The following is a 23,212-nucleotide window of genomic DNA, read 5'->3' as shown; positions in this document are numbered from 1 at the left end:
TGAAATGGATAATAAATTGGTTGAGGCAGTAGACGCTTTGATAAATGCATCAGCGGGTGAACGGATTAGATTGCTGGAGCCTGATGATGAATTGATTGATAACTATGAGTCGAAAATTGGAATTACCTTTGGCGACGAATATCGTTATTTTTTAAAGAACGCGAGCACCATTTTTTTTGGGAACATTGAGCCGTTAGTTCTTTCTCCTGATATCAATAGCAGGGGAGACTTGCTGCGAGCGGTAAAAGTTGCAAGGCAGTTGGGAGTTCCTTCAAATTGGCTCCCCATATGTGAGGATAACGGTGATTATTACTGCCTGGATCAAACGGGTAAGATCAGATTTTGGAGTGGAAATGGAGTGAGTTCGGAGAGCTGGCCGACGCTTGCAGATTGGATAAACGATGTATGGATTGATGGGAACTAAGCTTAGAATCTCGGAGATACATTTTCAGTCGATTCATCATAGCCTAATCCTGAGCGCACACTTTTCAGATGAGATGTTGACCTGCACCCCAAAATTAGTACGGCAATGATGCAGAGTCTGCCTCAAACGGAAGCAGCATAAAGAACCGGCGACGTACCGAAAACAGATTATTTCCACGCTCAATTCAACAGTCCAACAACGAATCTCAAGTCACACCACCGCTAACACTCCCCTTCCCCAGCGGCCGCAATTCGCCGAGCCGGCGATGATGTCCCTTCAACCATAACGGCAATTCATTGGCCGGCATGGGCTTGCCGATCAGATAGCCCTGCCCCAGGCTGCAACCGAAGTCCTGCAGCAGGCGCCAGTCTTCCATGGTCTCCACGCCTTCGGCCACCGTCACCAGCTCCAGCCGTTGCGCCATGTCCAGCGCGGATTGCAGAATCACGCGCAGGTTCTTGCGGTCATGTGCACCATGCACGAAGGAGCGGTCAATCTTCAGTTCCGTGAAGGGGATACGCGCCAACTGCTGCATCGATGAGAAGCCGGTGCCGTAATCGTCAATCGACAGACCAAATCCCTTCAGGCGCAAGCGCGCCAGCATGCCCAGTGAATTACCCTTGTGCGCCACCACCGAACTCTCGGTGATTTCCAGCACCACGTTTTCGGCCGGCAACGCGTGCTTGTCCACCAGCTCCAGAATACGATGCAGGAAATCCGGCTGTTCCAGCGACAGCGGCGAGAGATTCACCGCCACCTTGATCGCCAGGCCGCGGCTGTGCCAGACGGCAGCCTGGGCCATGGCCTGGTCCATCATGCTGATGGTGAGATCGTGAATCAGGCCGCATTGCTCTGCCAGCGGAATGAATCGGTCCGGCGGCACCATGCCGCGTTCCGGATGCACCCAGCGCGCCAGCGCTTCCACGCCTTTGAGGATGCCTGTCTGCACATCTACCTTGGGCTGGAAATACGGCAGCACCTGACCACCGCCGATGGCCACGCCCAGATCGCTCTCACACATGGAAGGCTGGGGATCGGCATCGGCAAGAGCGTCGCCACCGTGGGGCCGGAAAGATCGCAGCGCTGCGTGCAGCTGGCCTTGGTTGAGCGGCTTCTGCAATACGCCGATCAGGTTCATGCCCAGCGCGTGGATCATGGTCTCCACCGACAACAGCAGCGAGGTCTCTCGACTGGAGGCGACGATCAGAGGAATGTCGATACCCTTTTGCTGCAAGTGCTGGATCAGTTCAATGCCATCCATGCCCGGCATCTCCAGGTCGATCACGACCAGGCCCGGCGGCAGTTTCAACAGCGCCAGCAGGTCCAGCGCCTCGTTGCCGTTGCCGGCCTCGTAGATCAGATCGACGCCCAGCGCCTGCAGCAGCGACACGCTGTGCTGGCGCTGCAGGGCACTGTCGTCGACGACCAGTGCGGATTCGATCAGCTCATTGAGATTCTCTGGAGGCATATTGTTCTATCACTGCGGAGATATGATCGAGCGGGAGGACGTCACGGACGCCGCCCATGTGTATCGCTTCTTTCGGCATGCCGAAGACCACGCTGCTGGCCTCGTCCTGAGCATAGGTGGCGGCGCCGCAATCGGCCATCTCCCGCATCCCTCTTGCTCCATCGTCCCCCATGCCGGTCATGATGATGCCCACTGCATTGCTGCCCGCCGCCTTGGCCAGCGAGCGGAACAGCACATCCACCGAAGGCTTGTGCCGGCTCACCAGCGGACCATCCAATGTTTCCACATAGTACTGCAGACCATCGCGCCGCACGACCAGATGTCGACCGCCGGGAGCGATCAGCACCCGCCCCGGCAGAACCAGATCGTGATGCTCGGCTTCCTTGACCTCGGCACCGGAAATGCGATGCAGGCGGTCGGCGAAACTGCGCGTGAAACGCTGCGGCATGTGCTGCACCACCACCACGCCCGGACAACGGTGGTCCAGGCATCCCAGTACCCGCTCCAGCGCCTGCGGCCCTCCGGTGGAGGCACCGATGGCAACGATGCGCGCAGTCGGTGGACGATAACCATCCTCCCTTCCCGGCGCGGCCAGTATCGCATCGGCCGAATGACGCTGCAGGACCGCAGACCAGCCCTCATCATGCAGTATTTCTCGTGATGTTGCTTTGACCGGGCGCAGCCGGAGCGCGGAGGCCATGGCACCGGTACTGCCGGGCAATGCGCCCGCCGCTGCCCTGGTGCCGGGGCCGGCCAGCGCTGCGGCCCGGATGGCACTGGCCAGTTCGACCACCGCTTCACGAAGGAAATCGCGCACACCCAGTTGCGGACGGGCAATCACCGAGACTGCGCCGGCGGCCAGCGCCTCGGCAGTGATATCGCCCGCACCAGTGGCACGCGCACTGCACATGATGACCGGCGTGGGCCGCGTGGCCATGATTTGACGCAGAAAGGTGATGCCATCCATGCGCGGCATCTCAATATCGAGCAGGATCACGTCGGGCCACTCCTGCTGCATCTTGCGCAGGGCAAAGACCGGATCGGGTGCGGTACCGATGACGCGGATATCGTCAGTCTGCGCCAGCAGCTGCTGCACCAGCTGGCGTACCACCGAAGAATCATCGATGACCATCACGCGGATGATGGAGGCTGCCCCCGATGCAGACGGTCCACTCATTGCGGCCTCCGATAAATCGAGGGGGAGTGCATCAGCAGGTCCAGTTCCATGCCGTGCAGCGATTCGGAATGCCCCACCACCAGGTAGCCGCCGGGGCGCAGGCGGGCGATCACGTCGCGCAAGACCTGCAGCTTGGTATCGCAATCGAAATAGATGATGACGTTGCGCAGGAAGATCAGGTCGTACAGTCCATCCTCGTGTTCATGCAGCGCGGTCAGATTGCGCCGGGCAAATTCGACCTTGGCACGCAGGCCGGCCTGCACCAGGAAATGCCCCTCGTACTCACCGGTGCCGAGCAGGCAATAGCGGCGCAGATACAGACGTGGAATATTCTCGCCCCGCGCCATCGGATAAAGGGCGCGGCGGGCAAAGCGCAAGACGCGGGTGCTGATATCGGAAGCAAATACCGACCAGCTGCCGGGGGGTCGGTGATGGTCCAGCAACATGGCCAGGGAATAGGCTTCTTCACCGGTAGCGCTGGCAGCGCTCCAGACGCGCAGGCTCTTGTGGTCACGCCACTGCGGCAACAGCTCCTGGGTCAGGAAATCGAAATGACTCGGTTCACGGAAGAAATAGGTTTCATTGGTGGTGATGAGATCAATGGCGCGCTGCCGTTCCTCGGCGCCATCGGCCGCACTGATGAGACGATGATACTGCGCCAGTCCGCACAGGCCGAGTTCATGCAGACGATGACTGAGGCGGCTTTGCAGCAGCGCCTTCTTGGACAAGGGCAAATGCAGGCCGATGTGCTGCTTGAACAATTGCTGGAACAGCAGCATGTCCTCATCGCTGACCTCAGCATCGGCAGCGCTGGCGCCAGAAACGGTCTGGCCCGCACACCGATCGTGTACGGCGTCGCGCCTGCCTGCCAGGTTGCCGGTGCTGGCCATGGACCTACTCCTGTTGCGTTTGCGCCGGCAGCACCGGCCCGCCACCCAGGGCATCCTCGGCGCTCATTCCCAGGAGGCTGGCCAGTTCATCCACCGACAATACGCGCTGCACGTCCAGCACGACGATGAAACGCTCATTGACGTTGATCATCCCTTCGATGAAATCGGCGCGGATGCCCGCGCCAAAGGACGGACGCGGTTCGATGCTGTCAACGCCGATGCTCAGCACGGCGCTGACGGCATCGACCATCACGCCCAGCAACAGCATCTGCTCGTCCTGGATCAGTTCCATGATGATGACGCAGGTACGCTTGGCCACCACCGTGGGCGCGCGACCAAAGCGCACCGACAGATCGATGACCGGCACCACCGAACCGCGCAGGTTGATGACGCCGCGCAGGAACTCGGGCATCAGCGGCACTTCGGTCAGACCGCCGAATTCGATGATCTCGCGAATGCTGGCAATGGGCATGGCGAAGCTCTCGGTTCCGACCAGGAAGGTCAGGAACTGGCGGCTTTCGATGACTTCTTCCTGCTGCCGCTTGCGGGCGGATTCGCCATTCAACGATACGCTGGGCATGGCCTGCTCTCCTTGCTGCCGCGCTCATCCCGCGGCCAATTGATGCGTACGCGGCCCGCAGGCGGCGCGGTGAAACGGGACTGGATCAACGCCATGATCTGTCCTCTCAGAAACGCTTGAACGAAGATTCATCCACGCCCGGCGCATCCTCATCCACATCCAGCATGGACAGACGCCGTGCGCTCTCGCGCTTGTCCTGCGCGGCATGCCGGGCAGGCTTGCGGCGACTGCCATCCACCCCCGACTGTGGTGCGCCACTGGCACGTACCGCCGGCTTCTGCAACTCGTCCACACGAAAGAAACGCATCAGATCCTGCAGATGGATGGCCTGGGCACTCATCTCTTCCGAGGTTGCCGACAATTCCTCCGAGGCCGATGCGGTCATCTGCGTAGTCTGTGCCATCTGGTGCACGGCATTGTTGATCTGTTCCAGCCCGGTCGATTGTTCCGCCGACGCCGCAGCGATTTCCTGCACCAGGTCAGCGGTCTTGCGGATCGATGGCACCATCTGGTTGAGCAGGCCGCCCGCCTTTTCGGCCAGGCCCACGCTGTTCTCGGCCACTGCAATGATTTCCTGTGCGGCACTCTGCGAGCGTTCGGCCAGCTTGCGCACTTCGGCCGCCACCACGGCAAAGCCCTTGCCGTGTTCACCGGCGCGCGCGGCTTCGATGGCCGCGTTCAGTGCCAGCAGGTTGGTCTGGTAGGCGATGTCATCGATGATGCCGATCTTGCTGGCAATCTGCTTCATCGCCGCCACGGTCTCGCGCACCGCCTGTCCCCCCTCGGTGGCGGCGCTTGCCGAGAGGCTGGCAATACCATCGGTGGTCCTGGCATTGTCGGCATTCTGGGCGATGGTGGCGGTGATCTCTTCCACCGAGGCGCTGGTTTCCTCGACGTTGGCGGCCTGCTGCGAAGCGTTGTGCGAGAGCGCCTGGGAGGACGAGGAAATCTCTTCCGAGGCCGAGGCCAAAGCACTGGCGGTGCCGCTGACATCGCCGATGACGTCGGTCCATTTGTTGACCATCTGCTGGGTGCTGTAGAGCACGCTGACCCGGTCGTTCTTGCGCAGCGGCACACTCACCGTCAGATCACCTTCGGCCACGCGGCGCAATACGCTCATGGCATCGCGCGGCTCGCCACCGATCTGCGAGCGGATGGTGCGATAGGCAAACCCGAGACAGGCAAACAGCACTACCACGGAGGCGCTCAGCAGCCAGAATATCTTCTGTTCCAGTTCGACGTACTCGCGACCGGCCTTGAGCACGCGGGCCTGGGTGCGTTCGTCGACCTGGCGCAGGAAGTCATTGATCGGTGTCATCACGCGACCGAACAGCGCACGGTAGGTCTGGTCGAACACCAACTCCTGCGCCATGGCCTGGTTGGGTGCGCCGACCACGGTGAACTTGCCCTGACCATCATCGAACTCGCCCTTGACCGCATGGAAGGCGGTAATCTCGATGCGCGAGAGCTGATCGGCCAGTTTCAGGGCCTCCTGCATCTTGGCCAGTTCGTCTTCGGTAAAGCCGGCACGCTTCATCAGTTCACTCAGCGGCACCGCCTGGGCACCCGCCTCCACCGGCAGTTTGCGGGCACTGACCAGATCCCAGTTGAAGCGATCATAGTTGGAGGGCCGCGCACGCTTGCCGTTGCGGATGTCGAGGATCATGTAGTACCGGTCCTCGTCATTGGGATCGCCCGTGGTCACGTAGGCGCGCGCGAACTTGGTCATGTCCTCGGTGGTACGTCGCAGTTCATTGGCCAGCGCTGCCGATTCATAGCGCGACTGGTGCGCATGTTCGAGCGCCGCATTGGCCTGGCGCAAGGTACTGGTGAGACTGATCACCACCGCCACCAGGATGGACAGGACTAAACACAGCCAGATGAAGATCTGCTTGATGCTCATCCTGTTGGTCATCGATTCTTGCATGCTCGCTTCCCCTCGTGGTGCGGGCGTCCGATCGGCGCCCGTCATGGCGCCGACGCCACGCTGCTTTCGGCGTAGGCCGCCGTATTGCCTTGTTCCTGTTGCTGGGTATGCTGCACCAGGTGCGCGATATCCAGGATCAATGCGACCCGGCCATCGCCCAGGATGGTCGATCCGGACAGCCCCTTGACCTTGCCGAACAAGCGGCCCAGCGGCTTGATCACCGCCTGGCACTCGCCCAGCAATCCGTCGACCAGCAGGCCGGCGCGCAATTGTCCGTACTGTACGATCACCAGGCTCTTGCGTCCCCTGCCCTGGTCGCGCGCAGGCAGGTCAAACAGTTCGCGCAGCGGGACGAACGGCAAGGGCTCACCGCGTACCGAGACGATGTGGCTGCCGCTCTGCCGGGGTGGCATGTCGATGCACTCCACCACCATATCCAGCGGGATGACGAAGACCGCATTGCCCACCACCACCTGGAAGCCCGAGATGATGGCCAGCGTCAGCGGCAGGCGGATGCGCACCACGGTGCCACGGCCTGGTTCGGTATCGATGCCTACCTCACCCTGCAGGACATCGATGTTACGCTTGACCACGTCCATCCCCACACCACGTCCCGAGAGTTCAGTGACCTGCTGCGCGGTGGAAAATCCGGGCTCGAAGACGAAGCGGAATATCTCGCCATCACTGAGCTCGGCATCGGGCGCGGCCAGTCCCTGGGCGATGGCTTTTTCCAGGATACGCGCGCGATCCATGCCTCGACCATCGTCCATCACCTCCACCAGCACGCTGCCCGATTCGTGCATGGCATTGAGCCGCAGGGATGCCTTGGCCGGCTTGCCGGCAGCGATACGCTCGGCGGCCGGCTCGATGCCGTGATCGATAGCATTGCGCACGATGTGCATCAGCGGATCGGCCAGGCGCTCCACCATGGATTTGTCCAGCTCGGTCTCGGAGCCGGTCATGGTCAGCTCGATGTCCTTGTCGAGATCGCGGGCGATGTCGCGCACGATGCGCGGGAAGCGCTGGAATACTTCATTGATCTGCACCATGCGCAACGTCAGCGCGGCATCGCGGATCTGTTCCATCAGGCTGTCGATGGCCTGGGTGGCCTCCTCGAACTGGCTGTCCTTGCGACGCCGTGCGATCAGGCGTGCACTGGCACCGGCGATGACCAGCTCGCCCACCAGGTCGATCAACTGGTCCAGCTTGGAGACCTCGATCTTGATGAATTTCTGTTCCTGCGCGCGCCGCTCCTCCAGTGGGCGAGGCCGCGCGCCCGCGTCGGTGGCCGCCGGCACCACGGCGGCGACCGCTTCCTCCAGGGTGACGGCTCCCAGGCAACGCCATTGGACTTCATTGAACAATGACAGACTGCGCCACTGGCCGGCCAGACGGGCCGCGTCCTCGCGGGCCAGGCGTTGCAGTACCGCGGCATACGCGCACAGGGGACTGTGCGGAGGCAGGATGTCGATACGGCTGTCATCGCGCACGAATTCAAACACATCCTCCAGCGTTTGCCGGGTGGAATCGGAGACCAGGCAGATTTCCACGCCGAGATAACAGCTCTCGGCATCCATGGCGGCGGCCGCAGGCATGCCCGCCTCCACCGGCAGGATGGCGACGATGCGCCCCAGCGAACGCAGGTAGTGCAGGAAAGACAGCGGATCGAGCCCATCGCGCAAGACGTTCTCGTTGAACTGCAGCGACAGGTGCCAGTAAGGATAATCGGCCGCCGCCTGCAAGGTGGCATCCATGCTTGCCTCGTCGGTGGCGAGCGGGTCGGCAGCAGGACTGCCGGCAAGGCGCTGCCCGACCAAGGTCGGCTGACCAGAGACCAGCTCCCGCGATGCAATGGCCGATTGCGCCACCTCGTCCAGTTCGGCCAGCAGCGTGGCACGACGTTCGGCGTTGGGCTCCTCGGCCTCCTGATTGCGTTCGATGGCATCGACCAGTTCACCGATGTAATCGCCACACTGCAGCAGCAAGGACATCATGTACGCGTTCAGCGGCAGGCGCTCTTCGCGCACCAGGTCCAGCACATGCTCCACCTGGTGGGTGAACTGCACAATGCTGTCGAAAGCAAACAGGCCGGCCGAGCCCTTGATGGTATGGGCGGCCCGGAAGATGGCATTGATGCTGTCGCGGCTCGGACCTTCCATTTCGATCTGCAGCAAGGCGGCTTCCATGGCCACCAGCAGTTCGCGGGCTTCCTGGACGACGGCATCGCGTGCGGAATCCTTCTTCATTCGGCCTCCACGGCGGGACTGAAGCGCTCATGCAGTTGCAGCAGGTCCAGTGCGGTTAGCACGGCCGGACTGTAGGCACCGATCTCCAGCTGGCGACCACTGTTGGCCAGCTCGCGGCGCAATAGCAGCAGCAATTGGATGCCGGCGGTATCGAGCTCGTCCACACCGGACAGATCCAGCACTACGTGGGTCTGCGCAAGTGTCAGCGCGTGCAGCAATTCCGGCTTGCGTTCGGCTGCCTGGAAAATGGTCAGGCCACCACTCAGCGTGAGCAGCAGCCGGTCCTCTTGCACGGAATACGTCAGCGGCATTTTCGGGGTCTCGGTTGGGTCTTCAACGGTCCTCTGGATCGCTCAGGGTTGCACCAGCTTGGCCACTGCATCGAGCAGCACCGGCGGCAGGAAGGGCTTGTGGACCCAGGCCCGGATGCCGGCGGCCTTGCCTTCCTGCTTGCGCACCTCGCTGCTTTCGGTGGTCAGCATGATGACGGGGGTGAATTTGTAGGCCGGCATCTGCTTCATCTCGCGTACGAAGGACAGGCCATCCAGGTTGGGCATGTTGAGGTCGGAGATGACCAGATTGAACTTGCGGCCATCCAGTTTCTTCAGCGCTTCAAGGCCGTCGGCAGCTTCTTCGACCTGGTAGCCGGCGCTCTTGAGGGCGGCCGTGATGGTCTGCCGCAGGCTGAAGGAATCGTCAACGATCAATATGCTCTTTTCCATCTCGGTTCCTCGTTGTCTCAGAAAAAATCCACCTGCGACGGTGGCACGGGATGGCCCTGCTGGCCGGCATGAATCTGGCGCTGTTCCTGGGTGGTGTAGGTCTTTTCGAGCTCGGCCAGCCACTGCTGCGGCGAGGGCAGCGCCTGCGCTTCGATGGCCGCGCTGCGCAGACGCAGGATGTCCTGCTGCACGTGATCCAGGATCTGGCTGATGCGGTCCTGGAATTGCAGGTGGACCAGGATGTCACATACTTCGCGATCCACTTCGCGGCCTTCGTCCTCCAGCGCCTCCACGGTGGTGGTGAGCTTCATGGCCGAATGGCGGAAGTCGGCAATGATCTGGTCAATCACGGCGCGCGAATTCTCAGCGACACCGTCGGTACTGGCGGCGGCGTCCCCGTTGGCGCCAATGGCCGCCATGATCTGCTGGCGTGCGCTCTTGGCGCGGGCGGCGATCTGGCGGCTGTTCTCGGCCGAGCGCTCGGCCAGTTCCTGCCAGCTCTGCTCGTCGCTGAGCAGATCGGTCACGCCGGTCTGGCCGGCCAGTTGCTCATTTTGCTGGGCCAGGCGGCGAATCTCGTCATTGGCCGCCATGAGGCTGTCGAACTTGGTCACCAGCAGCTGACGCGAGGCCAGCATGCCTTCCAGCGCCGAGGCAATACTGCCCAATTGTTCAGCCGCATGCTGCACGGTCTGCAGGATCTCGCCATTTGCGCCGTGTCTGGCGGGGTCCAGTGCGCCGCCAAGGCGCTCATGGATGCCGACGAAGCGGGCGGTCAAACCGTCGATGGCCGATTGCGTCTGTGCCCGCGCCAGTTGCACATTGCCCTGCCACACCGGCAGTACTTCGCGCAGCAGTGCGGCCAGCGAGGCCTGTCCATCCACAGGTGCGGAAGGCACCGGCGGCAAGGTCGCTGCTGCGGCGGCCTGCGCCAGCGGCGGCTGCGGGGACGCCACCGGCACCGCCGCCGGTGCGGGCAGGCAAGTCAGGTAGAAGGCACCGCCGATCAGCAGGCCCACCAGCGCCCCCAGCCACCAGTGCTGGGCCAGCATCATCAACAGCAGCAGATTCACCAGGCACAGCACCGGCAAGATATTGCGAAGCGATTTCACAGCCACGTTTTCCTGTTGGTTGTTGTCAGCTCGGGGCAAACCGTACGGCCACGGTGCACGTACCCTGCCCCTGACGGTGTTTACGGCAGGAACTGGCGCTTCTTTTGACAGGCCCTCCTGCCCAGGCCAGGCATGGAAGGAGACAAAGGCGATTGAGCGCCTCCGCCCCGAGGACAACCCGGCACCAATGCACCTCGCGACAGGTTCCAGCCTGCGCGCACCGCCCCACAGCCTATTGTGCTGGCTGAGCGGGTCTGGCCTTGCGTGGAATAAAGGCCGAATTCCGCTTGAGTTGTCTGCACCACCTGAGGATGGACAGGATATTGCATCGAATCAACAAAAGCCAAAGCAGGCATGAGCGCCGGCCGCAGTGAAATCAACTACAATGCCGCACCCGACGTGCCGGGCGAAGGAAGGCATGGCACTAGAAAGCGGCCGCCGCATCGCCATCGACTGCTCGGTCGCAACTGGCAAGCGCTCACTGACCGCCCGTCTGGCCGCACTGTGGAGCGCGCGGCATCCGCATGGAGGAAACCCTGTCCCAGGATTGCCTGCAACCGCTGTCGGAATGCTACAGTCATTTTTTCTATCACTACGAAGAGGCGTCGGTGCCGACCATCAACACCGAGCATCTGGATCCGCTTCACAAGGATGCAGCACATCCAGGAAATGCACGGCAAGCGCGCCTTTCTCAATCACGGAGGTTGAATTCTTCATGGCAGGCTATCTTCAGGAATCGGGCGCTACGCGCGCCAAGCCGGTGACCACCCACACCCTGCAGGCGATGCGCGCCAAGGGCGACAAGATCAGCATGCTGACCTGTTATGACGCCAGCTTCGCCACGCTCATGGAGCGCGCCGGGCTGGAAACGGTGTTGATCGGCGACTCCCTGGGCATGGTCTGCCAGGGTCACGATTCGACCCTGCCGGTGACCATTCAGGACGTGGCCTACCACACGGCAGCGGTGGCGCGCGGTAGCCGTACCATGCTGATCATCGCCGACCTGCCCTTCGGCACCTACCCGACCCGCGAGGAGGCCTTCCGCAACGCCGCGCTGCTGATGCAGGCGGGCGCGCAGATGATCAAGCTCGAAGGCGGCGTGTGGCTGGCCGATACCGTCAAGTTCCTCACCGAGCGCGGTATTCCGGTGTGCGCCCACATCGGCCTGACGCCGCAGTCGGTGCACCAGCTGGGGGGCTTCAAGGTGCAGGGCAAGACCAGCGATGGCGCCACCCAACTGCATGCCGATGCGCTGGCGGTGCAGCAGGCGGGCGCTTCTCTGGTGGTGATCGAAGCGGTACCGGCCACGCTGGGCAAGGAAGTGACCGACCGGCTCAGCATTCCTACCATCGGCATTGGCGCCGGCCCCGACTGCTCGGGCCAGGTACTGGTGATGCACGACATGCTGGGCGTTTTCCCGGGCCACAAGAGCCGCTTCGTACGCAACTTCATGGAAGGGGCCAGTGGCATCGAGGAGGCGGTGCGCCGCTATGTGGCGGCGGTCAAGGATGGCAGCTTCCCGGCGCAGGAGCATTGTTTCTGAGTACCTGAGCTCAAGCGATGGACAAGAAAAAGGCCAGCGAAAATCACGCTGGCCTTTTGCTTTGCTGCTGATGCTGATGCTGATGCTGATGCTGATGTCACAACTTACTCGAAGAATTCCTTGACCTTGTCCTTCCAGGTCTTGGTCTGCGGGCTGTGCTTGGCGCCGCCTTCAGTGGTGAGCTGCTCGAACTCGCGCAGCAGTTCCTTCTGGCGTTCGGTCAGCTTGACCGGGGTTTCCACCACGACGTGGCAGAACAGGTCGCCCGCATAACCGGAGCGCACACCCTTGATGCCCTTACCGCGCAGGCGGAATGTCTTGCCGCTCTGGGTGCCTTCGGGAATGGAGAAGGAGGCCTTGCCGTTCAAGGTCGGGGCTTCGATCTCGCCACCCAGTGCCGCCTTGGCGAAGGAAATCGGCATCTCGCAATGCAGGTCATCGCCATCGCGCTGGAACACGTCATGCGGCTTGATGTGGATTTCCACATACAGGTCGCCCGGAGGACCGCCGTTGACACCCGGCTCGCCATTGCCCGAGGAACGGATGCGCATACCATCGTCGATACCTTCAGGGATCTTGACCTCCAGCGTCTTGTTGCGCTTGATGCGGCCGGCGCCAGCGCAGGTGGTGCAGGGTTCCGGAATGATCTTGCCGCTGCCGTGGCACTTCGGGCAGGTCTGCTGGATGCTGAAGAAACCTTGCTGCATGCGCACCTGGCCATGACCGCCGCAGGTGGTGCAAGTGACCGGCGAAGTGCCGGGCTTGGCGCCACTGCCGTGACAGGTATCGCACTGGTCCCAGGAGGGCACGCGGATGGTGGTGTCGAAACCGTGGGCAGCTTGCTCCAGGGTGATTTCCAGGTTGTAGCGCAGGTCCGCGCCGCGATAGACCTGCGGGCCGGAACTGCGACCGCGGCCACCGCCGCCGCCGCCAAAGATATCACCGAAGATGTCGCCGAAGGCATCGGCAAAGCCACCCGCACCGGCACCGCCGCCTGCTCCCATATTGGGATCGACGCCGGCATGGCCGTAGCGGTCATAGGCCTCGCGCTTCTGCGGGTCCGACAGCATCTCGTAGGCTTCCTTGACCTCCTTGAACTTGTCTTCCGCACCCTTGCTGTCCGGGTTGCGGTCAGGATGGTACTTCATCGCCAGCTTGCGATAAGCCTTCTTGATTTCGTCGTCGCTGGCGTTCTTCGCCAGGCCGAGCACTTCGTAAAAATCGCGTTTTGCCATGTTGTATAACCCACCTTGTTATTGTGTTCCGTCGCTGCTGCGATGGCCTGCATCTGCATCTGCGGCCGCGCACGCACGACCGGAAACCAACAATGTGAAAAAGCCGAGTTCAGCTTTTGACTGCGGACTCGGCGTACCGGCCTGGCCGAAAAAACAACCCGGCCGGGTGGATGCTTCTCAAAAATCCGCCCGGGCTGCGGTAAACCGCACCCGGGCGCGAGCGCTGACCTCAGGGGAAACGAGGCGTCAGTCCCGGATTACTTCACTTCCTTGAAGTCGGCGTCGACCACGTTGTCGTCCTTGGGTGCGGCAGCACCGGCAGCGCCGGCCTGTGCACCTGCGGCGCCCGCAGCACCACCGGCAGCGGCGGCTTGAGCCTGCTGGTCGGCGTACATCTTCTCGCCCAGCTTCTGGGCCGCAGTCGACAGGGCTTCGGTCTTGGCATCGATGGTGGCCTTGTCGTCACCCTTCAAGGCTTCTTCCAGTGCCTTGATGGCGGACTCGATGACTTCCTTCTCGCCACCTTCGAGCTTGTCGCCGTATTCGCCCAGTGCCTTCTTGGTCGAGTGCACCAGCGCATCGCCCTGGTTGCGGGTTTCGGCCAGTTCCTTCAGGCGCTTGTCTTCCTCGGCATTGGCTTCGGCGTCGCGCACCATCTTTTCGATCTCTTCTTCATTCAGGCCGGAGTTGGCCTTGATGGTGATCTTGTTTTCCTTGCCGGTGGCCTTGTCCTTGGCGCCCACGTGCAGGATGCCGTTGGCGTCGATGTCGAAGGTCACTTCGATCTGCGGGGTGCCGCGCGGTGCCGGCGGGATGCCTTCCAGGTTGAATTCGCCCAGAGCCTTGTTGCCCACGGCCATTTCGCGCTCGCCCTGGTAGACCTTGATGGTCACGGCCGGCTGGTTGTCGTCGGCAGTGGAGAACACCTGGCTGAACTTGGTCGGGATGGTGGTGTTCTTCTTGATCATCTTGGTCATGACGCCGCCCATGGTTTCGATACCCAGCGACAGCGGGGTCACGTCCAGCAGCAGCACGTCCTTGCGGTCGCCCGAGAGGACCGAACCCTGGATCGCGGCGCCCACGGCCACGGCTTCGTCGGGGTTCACGTCACGGCGCGGATCCTTGCCGAAGAATTCCTTGACCTTCTCGATGACCTTGGGCATGCGGGTCATGCCGCCGACCAGGATCACGTCGTCGATGTCGGAGACCTTCACGCCGGCATCCTTGATGGCGGTGCGGCAGGGCTCGATGGTCTTGGAAATCAGTTCCTCGACCAGCGACTCCAGCTTGGCGCGGGTGATCTTCAGGTTCAGGTGGACCGGTGCGCCATTGGCCATGGCGATGTAGGGCTCGTTGATCTCGGTCTGTTGCGAGGACGACAGCTCGATCTTGGCGCGTTCGGCCGAGGCCTTGATGCGCTGCAGGGCAATGGCGTCCTTGGACAGGTCCAGGCCGTTGATCTTCTTGAATTCGTCAATGATGTAGTCGATCAGGCGCTGGTCGAAGTCTTCGCCACCCAGGAAGGTGTCACCGTTGGTGGAGAGCACTTCGAACTGCTTTTCGCCATCGACGTCGGCGATTTCGATGATGGACACGTCGAAGGTACCGCCGCCCAGGTCATACACGGCGATCTTGCGGTCACCCTTTTCAGCCTTGTCCAGGCCGAAAGCCAGCGCGGCTGCGGTCGGCTCGTTGATGATGCGCTTGACGTCCAGACCGGCGATGCGGCCGGCGTCCTTGGTGGCCTGGCGCTGGGCGTCGTTGAAGTAAGCCGGGACCGTGATGACGGCTTCGGTGACTTCTTCGCCCAGGTAGTCTTCGGCGGTCTTCTTCATCTTGCGCAGCACTTCAGCAGAGATCTGCGGGGGTGCCAGCTTCTTGTCACGCACGCCGATCCAGGCGTCGCCGTTGTCGGCGGCCACGATCTGGTAGGGCATCAGGTTGATGTCCTTCTGCACTTCCTTCTCGGTGAACTTGCGACCGATCAGGCGCTTGGCGGCATAGATGGTGTTCTTGGGGTTGGTGACGGCCTGGCGCTTGGCGGGAGCGCCGACCAGGATTTCGCCGTCTTCCTGATACGCAATGATGGAAGGCGTGGTACGCGCGCCTTCGGAGTTCTCGATCACCTTGGGCTGGTTGCCTTCCATGACGGAAACGCAAGAGTTGGTGGTGCCCAGGTCAATACCAATGATTTTTCCCATGATTTTTCCTTCGTTCTTTCAGCCCTGGATGTCGGGCTACAGGTGTTTTGAATGGTTTGAATATGTGGAGGAAAGCCGGACTTTCAAGCGCCGAAACCACCGGGACAAGCAAAAATGATGCCTTTTGCGCTTGCCCTCTTGCGGCGCCGGTCCGCTTACTTTCCCTGGGCCACCGTCACCAGCGCCGGACGCAGCAGACGGTCGGAAATCATATAGCCTTTTTGCAGCACGGCCACCACGGTATTGGCTTCCTGCTCGGCCGGCACGGCCGAGACGGCCTGGTGCTTCATCGGGTCCAGCTTGTCGCCGGCCTGGGGGCTCACTTCTTGCAGCTTGTTCTTCTCGAAGGCCGAAGTCAGTTGCTTGAGGGTCATGTCCACGCCTTCCTTGAGCGACTCCAGCGAGGCGTTTTCGATCTTCAGGGCCATTTCCAGGCTGTCCTTGACCGCCAGCAGCGATTCGGCAAAGCCTTCGATGGCGAACTTGTGGGCCTTGGCGATGTCTTCCTGAGCACGGCGGCGGATGTTCTCGCCTTCGGCACGGGCACGCAGGAAGGCATCCTGCAGTTCGGCAGCCTTCGCTTCGGCGGCGGCCAGCTTGTCTTCCAGCGTGGGCTCGGCAGCGGCAGCGGGAGCGGCCTGCTCGGCAGCAGGGGCCGCAGCGGCTTCAACAGCCGGGTTGTCTTGCTGGACGGATGGGGACTCCTGTTTTTCCATGTCTTGCATTCCTGAATTACCTCCAACAAATCAATGAGTTACGTGCGTGCGGCGGTCCGATGCAGGGCGCCGTCCACGATGGGATGCGGCACAAGTAAGGTATCTCCCTGCTTTTTCAAGGGCTTTTTGGCACTTTCCGGCGACTTTTTGCCTATTTCTGCGATTTCAAGAAGAAAAATGTTACGCGCGCTTACAGAAATTACGGACTCTGACTTCAAGTTAATTCGAGCCCGACCTAAACTGAATTCGAGTTCTCGCCCGCTGGGGCCAACTCGTTCGACGGCTTTACCACTTCCCCTCTCTTGTCGCGCCAACAAGGTGTCATCATGAAACTGCCACTGATTGCGGCCACCATTCTCGTCGCCCTGTACAGCCTGCTCGCTACCGCCTGGATCAGCTATACCCATCTGGTGGGTGAATACACGCTCTGAGCGACTGCGCCAGCCCGGTTTTTTTCTTGTATGAACAATTTGGCCCGCCGCTACCCGGCAGGCTCATTGCCGGACAGGCAACAAAAGGCGTTCAGCCCGCTATTCTAGCAGGCTGACGTGGTCAGGCCGCCGTTGCGCGCAGGCCGATATGAAGCTTCGTGAAAAATCAGCGATCCGCGCCGAGGGCCCTGGCGCGCTCGGCGGCAATGAGCTGCTGGTGCGCCAGCTCCTCGCGGGCGGCGGCGTTGCTCATGGTCGGCCAGCCGGCCAGATGCTGCTCGGCCAGCTCCACCATGCCCTTGATCCAGGCCGGAGATTCATTCAGACAAGGGATAAAGTGAAATTCCTTGCCACCGGCGTGAAGGAAGTCTTCCTTGACCTCCATGGCGATTTCTTCCAGGGTTTCCAGGCAATCGCTGGTGAAACCGGGGCACATCACGTCGATGCGACGCACGCCCTGGCGGCCCAGTTCCTGAGCGGTCGGGGCGGTGTAGGGCTGCAGCCATTCTGCCTTGCCGAAACGCGACTGGAAGGTGACCTGATACTGATCCTCGGCCAGACCCAGCGATTGCGCCAGCAGGCGTGCGGTCTTGTAGCACTCGCAATGATAGGGATCACCCAGCATCAGCGTGCGCTTGGGCACGCCATGGAAGCTCATGAGCAGCTTGTCCGGCCGCCCGTGCAGGTCCCAGTGGTCCAGCACTGACTGGCGCAGCGCCTGGATATACGCATCCTGGTCGTGATAATTACGGATCAGGCGCAGCTCGGGAATGTTGCGCACCTGACGATAGTGATCGAAGACCGCATCGAAGATGGATGCCGTGGTCGTGCCCGAATATTGTGGATAGGCCGGCAGCACCAGAATGCGCGTACAGCCCTGCTCCTTCAACTGGTCCAGCACCTGCGGCAGGGAGGGCGTGCCATAGCGCATCGCATACACCACCTGCAGCTGATGATGTCCGCGCGCAGCCAGCTGCGCGCCCAGCGCCGTAGCCTGGGCCTGGGTATGCACGCGCAACGGAGAGCCTTCCTCGGTCCAGATGCTGGCGTATTTCTCGGCCGACTTGGACGAACGGAACGGCAGGATGATGCCGTTGAGAATGAACCACCACACCGCCCGCGGGATTTCCACCACACGTGGATCCGACAGGAACTGCTTGAGATAGCGCCGCAGCGCGCCAGCGTTGGGCGCGTCGGGTGTACCGAGGTTGACCAGCACCACGGCGGTGGAGGCCGGGCTGCCATGGGTGTAGGGAGGTTCTTTGCGAAAGGCCATAGTCGTTGAGCTTGGTGTTCTTGATGTTCTTGTGAGGGAAGCCGCGATCAGGAAGCCAGCAACTCGCGCGCATGCTTGCGCGTGGTCGCGGTGATTTCCAGTCCGCCCAGCATGCGGGCGATTTCTTCCACGCGCGCCTTGGCGTCCAGCCCGTCGATGTCGGAGAGGGTCTTGCCCCCTTCGCTGCGCTTCTTGACCTGGTAGTGCTGGTTGGCCTGGCTGGCCACCTGCGGCAGATGGGTCACGCACAACACCTGGCGTTCCTGGCCCAGGCGCTTCAAGAGCCGTCCGACCACTTCGGCCACGGCGCCGCCGATGCCGCTGTCGACTTCATCGAAGATCAGGGTCGGCACCGTAGTGGCGGCCGAGGCGATGACCGAGATGGCCAGCGAGATACGCGCCAGCTCACCGCCCGAGGCCACCTTGGCCAGTGCGCGCGGTGCCACGCCGGCGTGACCGGCCACCAGGAATTCGACCTGCTCCAGTCCGTAGGCGGCCGGCTCCACGGCATTGAGCGCGATCTCGAAACGTCCGCCGGCCATCGACAGATCCTGCATCGCCGCCGTGACCGCCTCGCCCAGCGCGGCAGCGGCCTTGGCGCGCGCCCCGGAGAGCTTCTGCGCCAGGGCAAGGTAAGCGTCCTTGAGCTTGTCTTCCTGCGCACGCAGGGCGTCGAGATCGCTGGCGTCGGCCAGTTGCTTCAATTGTTCGGAGAGCTTGCGGTGTTCCTCGGGCAATTCATCGGGCTGGACGTGGAATTTGCGGGCGGTCGAATGGATGGCTTCGAGGCGCTCTTCCACTGCCTGCAACCGTGCCGGATCAAGTTCGACCCGGCCCAGGTAATCATTGAGGGCATAGACCGCTTCCTGCAACTGGATCTGCGCCGGTTCCAGGGCATCGAGCACGGGCTTCAGGGCGGTATCGACATCGACCAGCTTGCTCAGCTTCTGCGTGATCGAGGACAGCTGCGAGAGGATGGGGGACTCCGATTCCGAGATCATCCCCAGCGCTTCCTGCGCGCCGCCGATGAGCGCAGCGGCATGTGAGAGACGGCTGTGCTCGGTGCTGATGTCGGCCCATTCGCCGGGCTTGACGGCCAGCTTGTGCAGCTCGGCCACCTGCCACTCCAGGCGTTCACGCTCCAGCAGGACATTGCGCGCATCCTGTTCGAACTGTTCACGCTGGCGCGCCAAGGCGCGCCAGGTCTTGTAGGCGGTGGCCACTTCGCGCGCTGGGTCCAGCAGGCCGGCCTGGCTGTCCAGCAACTGGCGCTGGGCATCGGCCTTCATCAGCGACTGGTGCGCATGCTGGCCGTGGATATCCACCAGCATCTCGCCGACTTCGCGCAATTGCGCGGCGGTGGCGGCGCTGCCATTGATGTAGGCCTTGCTGCGGCCGGCATTGTCGATTACCCGGCGCAGCAGTACGCCGTCGTGCTCGCCGGTGAATTCGTGTTCGTCCAGCCAGGCCATGACTTCCGGCGTGGCGGTGAAGTCGGCGCTCACATCCGCCTTGGCCGCCCCCTCGCGCACCACGCTGGGGTCGCCCCGTCCGCCCATGGCCAGCGCCAGGGCATCGATGAGGATGGATTTGCCGGCGCCGGTTTCGCCGGTGAAGACGGAAAATCCGCGCGCGAATTCGAGCTCGATGGCATCGACAATCACGAAGTCGCGAATCGTTAAGGTACGCAGCATGGTGGTCTCGCAGCGGGTTGGACGAACAGGCCAGGGGTGCCATGCAGACCGGCACACGCCGGTCGGGACAATGGCGCGCTTATTGTAAACGGCCTTCTATCGACGGGTATTCATTCCAGTGCAGCTTCTCGCGCAGGGTGTCGAAATAGCTCCAGCCCTCGGGATGCAGGAAGGTGATCTTGTGCGCCGAGCGGCGGATCACGATGCGGTCGCCATGCAGCACGCTGGTGAGCGACTGCATGTCGAAGTTGGCGCTGACCTCGCGTCCGGCCACCACCTGGATGACGATCTCGCAGGAATCCGACAGGGTGATGGGACGGTTGGACAGCGAATGCGGTGAAATCGGCACCATCACGATGCCATGCAGACTGGGATGCAGGATCGGTCCGCCGGCCGACAGGGCATAGGCCGTGGAACCCGTGGGCGTGGCCACGATGAGACCATCGGAACGCTGGTTGTACATGAAGCGGCCATCGACCTCCACCCGCAGCTCGACCATGCCGGAGGTGGAGCCACGCGCCACCACCACGTCGTTCAGAGCCAGCGCGCGGAAGATCTCGCTACCCTCGCGGTAGACCCTTGCTTCCAGCAGCGAACGCGACTCGGCTTCGACCTTGCCTTCCAGCATGTCGGCCAGAGCCGGTATCATGCGGTCCTGGGCAATATCGGTGATGAAGCCCAGCCGCCCCTGGTTGATGCCGATCAGCGGTACGTTGTACGGAGCCAATTGGCGCGCAATGCCGAGCATGGTGCCGTCGCCGCCGACCACGATGGCCACGTCGGCCTGCTGTCCGATCTGCTCGGGCGTCAGGCTGTCATAGCCTTGCAGGGCGATGTTCTCGGCGGTCTCGGACTCGAAGACCACGGTGTGTCCATGCGACTCCAGGAACACGGCGATGTCCGACAAGATCTGCGCGATGCCGACGGCCTGGAACTTGCCGACGATGGCGACGGTTTTGGGTACGGCTGCCTGAACGGGTAATTTGATGGGCCACATGCTGCGGATTAGACCATAATTTGAGATGACATTGTAATGAAACCAAGCGCTTCCTCCCTGCCCTCCTCGCCTGCGCCCTCCTCCATCGAGGCGGTGCTGTTCGATCTCGACGATACCCTGTGGGCCATCGAACCGGTGCTGGTGCGCGCCGAAGGCCTGCTCTACGACTGGCTGCGCGAGCATGCGCCCGCCGTGGTGGCGGCCCATACGATTGCCAGCCTGCGCGAACGCCGCATGGCCTTGATGAAGACCGATCCCATGTATCGCATCGACCTCTGGAAGCTGCGCCATACGGCGCTGTCCGATGTCTTCCGCGAGCATGACGTGGACCTGGCGCTGGTCGACCCGGCCATGGCCGTGTTCTCCGAGGCGCGCAGCACGGTGGCGCTGTTCGATGACGTGGAACCGGCGCTGCTGCGCATGAAGGGACGGCTGACGCTGGGCTCGGTCTCCAACGGCTTTGCCGACCTGGATCGCATTGGCCTGGCCGGTCACTTCGGCGTCTCGATTGCCGCGCACCGCTTCGGCCGCGCCAAGCCCGACCCGGCCATCTTCCATGCCGCCTGCGAAGCGTTGCAGGTTGCCCCGGCGGCCACTGTCTACGTGGGCGACGACCCGCTGCTGGACGTACAGGGCGCACAGCAGGCCGGCCTGCGGGCGGTGTGGATGAACCGTTTTGAGCGCACGCTGCCGGCAGGCATCACGCCGGACGCCATCTGCCGCGACCTGCATGAGCTGCATGACTGGCTGCAAACGCAGGCCTGATTCTTCGTACAATGTCCCCCAGGACGGAGCCGCCGTCACATTTGGCGGATATGCCGCTAGAATATGCCCCATGCAACTCGATAACCGCGCCCGCACACTTTTGAAGGCCCTGGTCGAACGGTACATCGCCGACGGCCAGCCGGTGGGCTCGCGCGCCCTGTCGAAACTGTCCGGCCTGGAACTGTCCCCGGCGACCATCCGCAACATCATGGCCGATCTCGAAGAGATGGGCTTCGTCGCCAGCCCGCACACCTCGGCCGGTCGTGTGCCCACGCCGCGCGGCTATCGCATGTTCGTCGATACCCTGCTCACCGTCGAGGCCATCGACGAAAGCGCCCTCGAAGGCCGCCTGCAGTCGCGCCTGCAGCACAGCGGCTCGTCCCAGAAGATCATCACCAATGCAGCCCAGGTGCTGTCCTCGCTGTCGCAGTTCGCCGGTGTGGTAATGACTCCCAAGCGCGAATCGGCGTTCCAGCAGATCGAATTTCTGCGGCTGTCGGAAAAGCGCATCCTGCTGGTCATCGTCGACCAGGGTGGCGATGTGCAGAACCGCATGCTCTTGACCGAGGTCGATTACACCCCCAGCCAACTGACCCAGGCCGCCAACTACATCAACCAGCATTACGCCGGCCAAAGCTTCGACCAGGTGCGTGTGCATCTGCAGGGCGAGCTGCGCCAGCTGCGCGACGACATGACCACGCTCATGCAGGCCGCCGTCGAAGCCGGCAGCGACGCCATGAGCGAAGAGGCCGACAACAGCGTGGTCATCTCCGGCGAGCGCAACCTGCTGTCGGTGACCGACCTGTCCTCCAACATGAATTCGCTGCGCCGCCTCTTCGACATGTTCGAACAGAAGACCGGGCTGTTGCAGCTGCTGGATGTCTCCAGCAAGGCCACCGGCGTACAGATCTTCATCGGCGGCGAATCCCAGCTGGTGCCGATGGACGACATGAGCATCGTCACCGCGCCCTACGAGGTCAACGGCCGCATCGTCGGTACGCTCGGCGTGATCGGCCCGACCCGCATGGCCTACGAGCGCGTCATCCCCATCGTCGACATCACCGCCAAGCTGCTCTCCAGCGCGCTGAGCCAGCACTGAGCCCGGCCAGCACAACCATCCCGCCAGAACGCAAAAAAGCCACGTGCGACCACACGTGGCTTTTTGCATTTTGCTTCACGCTGCTTTGCTCAAATCGAGCCAGGAAGCGATGGCGGGCTTATTTCTTCACTTTCTTGCAGTTTTTGCAATGACCGTAGAGGGCCAGGGCGTGGTCGGCGATCTCGAAACCATGCTCCTGGGCAATCTTGATCTGGCGCTTTTCGATCTCGGCGTCGAAGAATTCCTCGACCTTGCCGCAATCCAGACAGACCAGGTGATCGTGGTGCGAGCCTTCGTTGAGTTCGAAGACGGCCTTGCCGGTTTCGAAGTGATTGCGCTGGAGCAGGCCGGCCTGCTCGAACTGGGTCAGCACACGGTACACGGTGGCCAGACCCACGTCCAGGTTGTCGGAGAGCAATTGTTTGTAGACGTCTTCGGCGCTGAGGTGGCGCACCGAAGTGTTCTGGAAGATCTCAAGGATCTTCAGGCGCGGCAGGGTCGCCTTCAGGCCGCTGGCCTTCAGTTCGGATGGATTGTTCGGCATGGTAGAGTGGGTTCCCGGGGTTTACTGGTCTCGAACAGGCGCGGCGGTCCACTGGGAAGACCTGGCGGACCGTTCCGGCGGGGCGGTGGGGAACGCCCTTTTACACCCGGAACGCACTCATGCCTATTTAAGAAGTAAGTTCTAGCTTATCATATAGTGCTTTAG

At 62.2% G+C, this 23,212-nt stretch carries 20 protein-coding genes; 4 read left to right on the top strand and 16 right to left on the bottom strand.

From position 1 onward, the window contains the following. Positions 1 to 4: 4 nt before the first annotated feature. On the top strand, positions 5 to 424 hold the full coding sequence (locus GWL_RS22820) for an SMI1/KNR4 family protein (protein WP_081486008.1): 420 nt from the start codon (positions 5 to 7) through the stop codon (positions 422 to 424). Between the two features lie 205 nt (positions 425 to 629). Here GWL_RS22820 and GWL_RS00620 read toward each other — a convergent pair whose 3' ends face one another. The 9 genes from GWL_RS00620 to GWL_RS00580 form a co-directional block, all read right to left on the bottom strand. Beyond that, positions 630 to 1,892: an EAL domain-containing protein gene (locus GWL_RS00620; RefSeq protein WP_008325503.1), complete on the bottom strand. Its 1,263-nt coding sequence runs from the start codon at positions 1,890 to 1,892 to the stop codon at positions 630 to 632. Then, on the bottom strand, positions 1,870 to 3,069 hold the full coding sequence (locus GWL_RS00615) for a chemotaxis response regulator protein-glutamate methylesterase (protein ID WP_008325499.1): 1,200 nt from the start codon (positions 3,067 to 3,069) through the stop codon (positions 1,870 to 1,872). The genes GWL_RS00620 and GWL_RS00615 overlap by 23 nt, the downstream gene beginning before the upstream one ends. Next, positions 3,066 to 3,959 carry a protein-glutamate O-methyltransferase CheR gene (locus tag GWL_RS00610; RefSeq protein ID WP_008325497.1) on the bottom strand — a complete coding sequence of 298 codons (894 nt, stop codon included), beginning with the start codon at positions 3,957 to 3,959 and terminating at the stop codon, positions 3,066 to 3,068. The genes GWL_RS00615 and GWL_RS00610 overlap by 4 nt, the downstream gene beginning before the upstream one ends. 4 nt (positions 3,960 to 3,963) lie before the next feature. Next, complete coding sequence (locus tag GWL_RS00605; protein ID WP_008325495.1) at positions 3,964 to 4,539, bottom strand: chemotaxis protein CheW; 576 nt, start codon at positions 4,537 to 4,539, stop codon at positions 3,964 to 3,966. A gap of 106 nt (positions 4,540 to 4,645) precedes the next feature. Continuing rightward, complete coding sequence (locus tag GWL_RS00600) at positions 4,646 to 6,466, bottom strand: methyl-accepting chemotaxis protein (RefSeq protein ID WP_008325494.1); 1,821 nt, start codon at positions 6,464 to 6,466, stop codon at positions 4,646 to 4,648. Between the two features lie 41 nt (positions 6,467 to 6,507). Then, entirely contained in the window at positions 6,508 to 8,712 is a 2,205-nt protein-coding gene (locus GWL_RS00595) for a chemotaxis protein CheA (protein ID WP_008325493.1), read from the bottom strand. Continuing rightward, positions 8,709 to 9,023, bottom strand: coding sequence for an STAS domain-containing protein (locus GWL_RS00590; protein ID WP_008325492.1), 315 nt, complete (start codon positions 9,021 to 9,023; stop codon positions 8,709 to 8,711). The genes GWL_RS00595 and GWL_RS00590 overlap by 4 nt, the downstream gene beginning before the upstream one ends. Positions 9,024 to 9,065: 42 nt before the next feature. Next, positions 9,066 to 9,434: a response regulator gene (locus GWL_RS00585; RefSeq protein WP_008325491.1), complete on the bottom strand. Its 369-nt coding sequence runs from the start codon at positions 9,432 to 9,434 to the stop codon at positions 9,066 to 9,068. 17 nt (positions 9,435 to 9,451) lie between these two features. After that, on the bottom strand, positions 9,452 to 10,546 hold the full coding sequence (locus tag GWL_RS00580; protein WP_008325490.1) for a hypothetical protein: 1,095 nt from the start codon (positions 10,544 to 10,546) through the stop codon (positions 9,452 to 9,454). 715 nt (positions 10,547 to 11,261) lie between these two features. On the opposite strand from GWL_RS00580, the gene panB reads away from it, so the two are divergent. Beyond that, a complete protein-coding gene (panB, locus tag GWL_RS00575; RefSeq protein WP_008325489.1) occupies positions 11,262 to 12,089 on the top strand; it encodes a 3-methyl-2-oxobutanoate hydroxymethyltransferase in 828 nt (275 codons plus the stop codon). Between the two features lie 104 nt (positions 12,090 to 12,193). Here the strand turns inward: panB and dnaJ are convergent, their stop codons facing one another. The 6 genes from dnaJ to GWL_RS00545 form a co-directional block, all read right to left on the bottom strand. After that, positions 12,194 to 13,324, bottom strand: a complete 1,131-nt coding sequence (gene dnaJ, locus GWL_RS00570) for a molecular chaperone DnaJ (RefSeq protein WP_008325488.1) — start codon at positions 13,322 to 13,324, stop codon at positions 12,194 to 12,196. A gap of 257 nt (positions 13,325 to 13,581) precedes the next feature. Continuing rightward, positions 13,582 to 15,525: a molecular chaperone DnaK gene (gene dnaK / locus GWL_RS00565; RefSeq protein WP_008325487.1), complete on the bottom strand. Its 1,944-nt coding sequence runs from the start codon at positions 15,523 to 15,525 to the stop codon at positions 13,582 to 13,584. Positions 15,526 to 15,680: 155 nt separating this feature from the next. After that, complete coding sequence (gene grpE, locus GWL_RS00560; RefSeq protein ID WP_034349650.1) at positions 15,681 to 16,250, bottom strand: nucleotide exchange factor GrpE; 570 nt, start codon at positions 16,248 to 16,250, stop codon at positions 15,681 to 15,683. Between the two features lie 588 nt (positions 16,251 to 16,838). Next, a complete protein-coding gene (gene hemH, locus GWL_RS00555) occupies positions 16,839 to 17,948 on the bottom strand; it encodes a ferrochelatase (protein WP_008325484.1) in 1,110 nt (369 codons plus the stop codon). A gap of 47 nt (positions 17,949 to 17,995) precedes the next feature. Beyond that, positions 17,996 to 19,642, bottom strand: a complete 1,647-nt coding sequence (gene recN, locus GWL_RS00550; protein ID WP_008325483.1) for a DNA repair protein RecN — start codon at positions 19,640 to 19,642, stop codon at positions 17,996 to 17,998. 79 nt (positions 19,643 to 19,721) lie between these two features. Then, the gene (locus tag GWL_RS00545; RefSeq protein WP_008325482.1) at positions 19,722 to 20,639 is read right to left on the bottom strand and encodes an NAD kinase; all 918 of its coding nucleotides are present in this window, start codon (positions 20,637 to 20,639) and stop codon (positions 19,722 to 19,724) included. Between the two features lie 36 nt (positions 20,640 to 20,675). On the opposite strand from GWL_RS00545, the gene GWL_RS00540 reads away from it, so the two are divergent. Together GWL_RS00540 and hrcA are read left to right on the top strand one after the other, a co-directional pair. Further along, the gene (locus tag GWL_RS00540) at positions 20,676 to 21,404 is read left to right on the top strand and encodes an HAD family hydrolase (RefSeq protein WP_008325481.1); all 729 of its coding nucleotides are present in this window, start codon (positions 20,676 to 20,678) and stop codon (positions 21,402 to 21,404) included. Between the two features lie 70 nt (positions 21,405 to 21,474). Continuing rightward, positions 21,475 to 22,503 carry a heat-inducible transcriptional repressor HrcA gene (gene hrcA, locus GWL_RS00535; protein WP_008325480.1) on the top strand — a complete coding sequence of 343 codons (1,029 nt, stop codon included), beginning with the start codon at positions 21,475 to 21,477 and terminating at the stop codon, positions 22,501 to 22,503. Positions 22,504 to 22,621: 118 nt separating this feature from the next. Here the strand turns inward: hrcA and fur are convergent, their stop codons facing one another. Further along, complete coding sequence (gene fur, locus GWL_RS00530; protein WP_008325479.1) at positions 22,622 to 23,047, bottom strand: ferric iron uptake transcriptional regulator; 426 nt, start codon at positions 23,045 to 23,047, stop codon at positions 22,622 to 22,624. Between the last annotated feature and the right edge of the window lie 165 nt (positions 23,048 to 23,212).

The sequence above is a fragment of the Herbaspirillum sp. GW103 genome (assembly GCF_000261365.1).
In the GTDB taxonomy this organism is placed as follows: domain Bacteria; phylum Pseudomonadota; class Gammaproteobacteria; order Burkholderiales; family Burkholderiaceae_D; genus Herbaspirillum.
The sequence above is the reverse complement of the archived record's forward strand: the minus strand, read 5'-3'. Positions and strand labels throughout refer to the sequence as shown.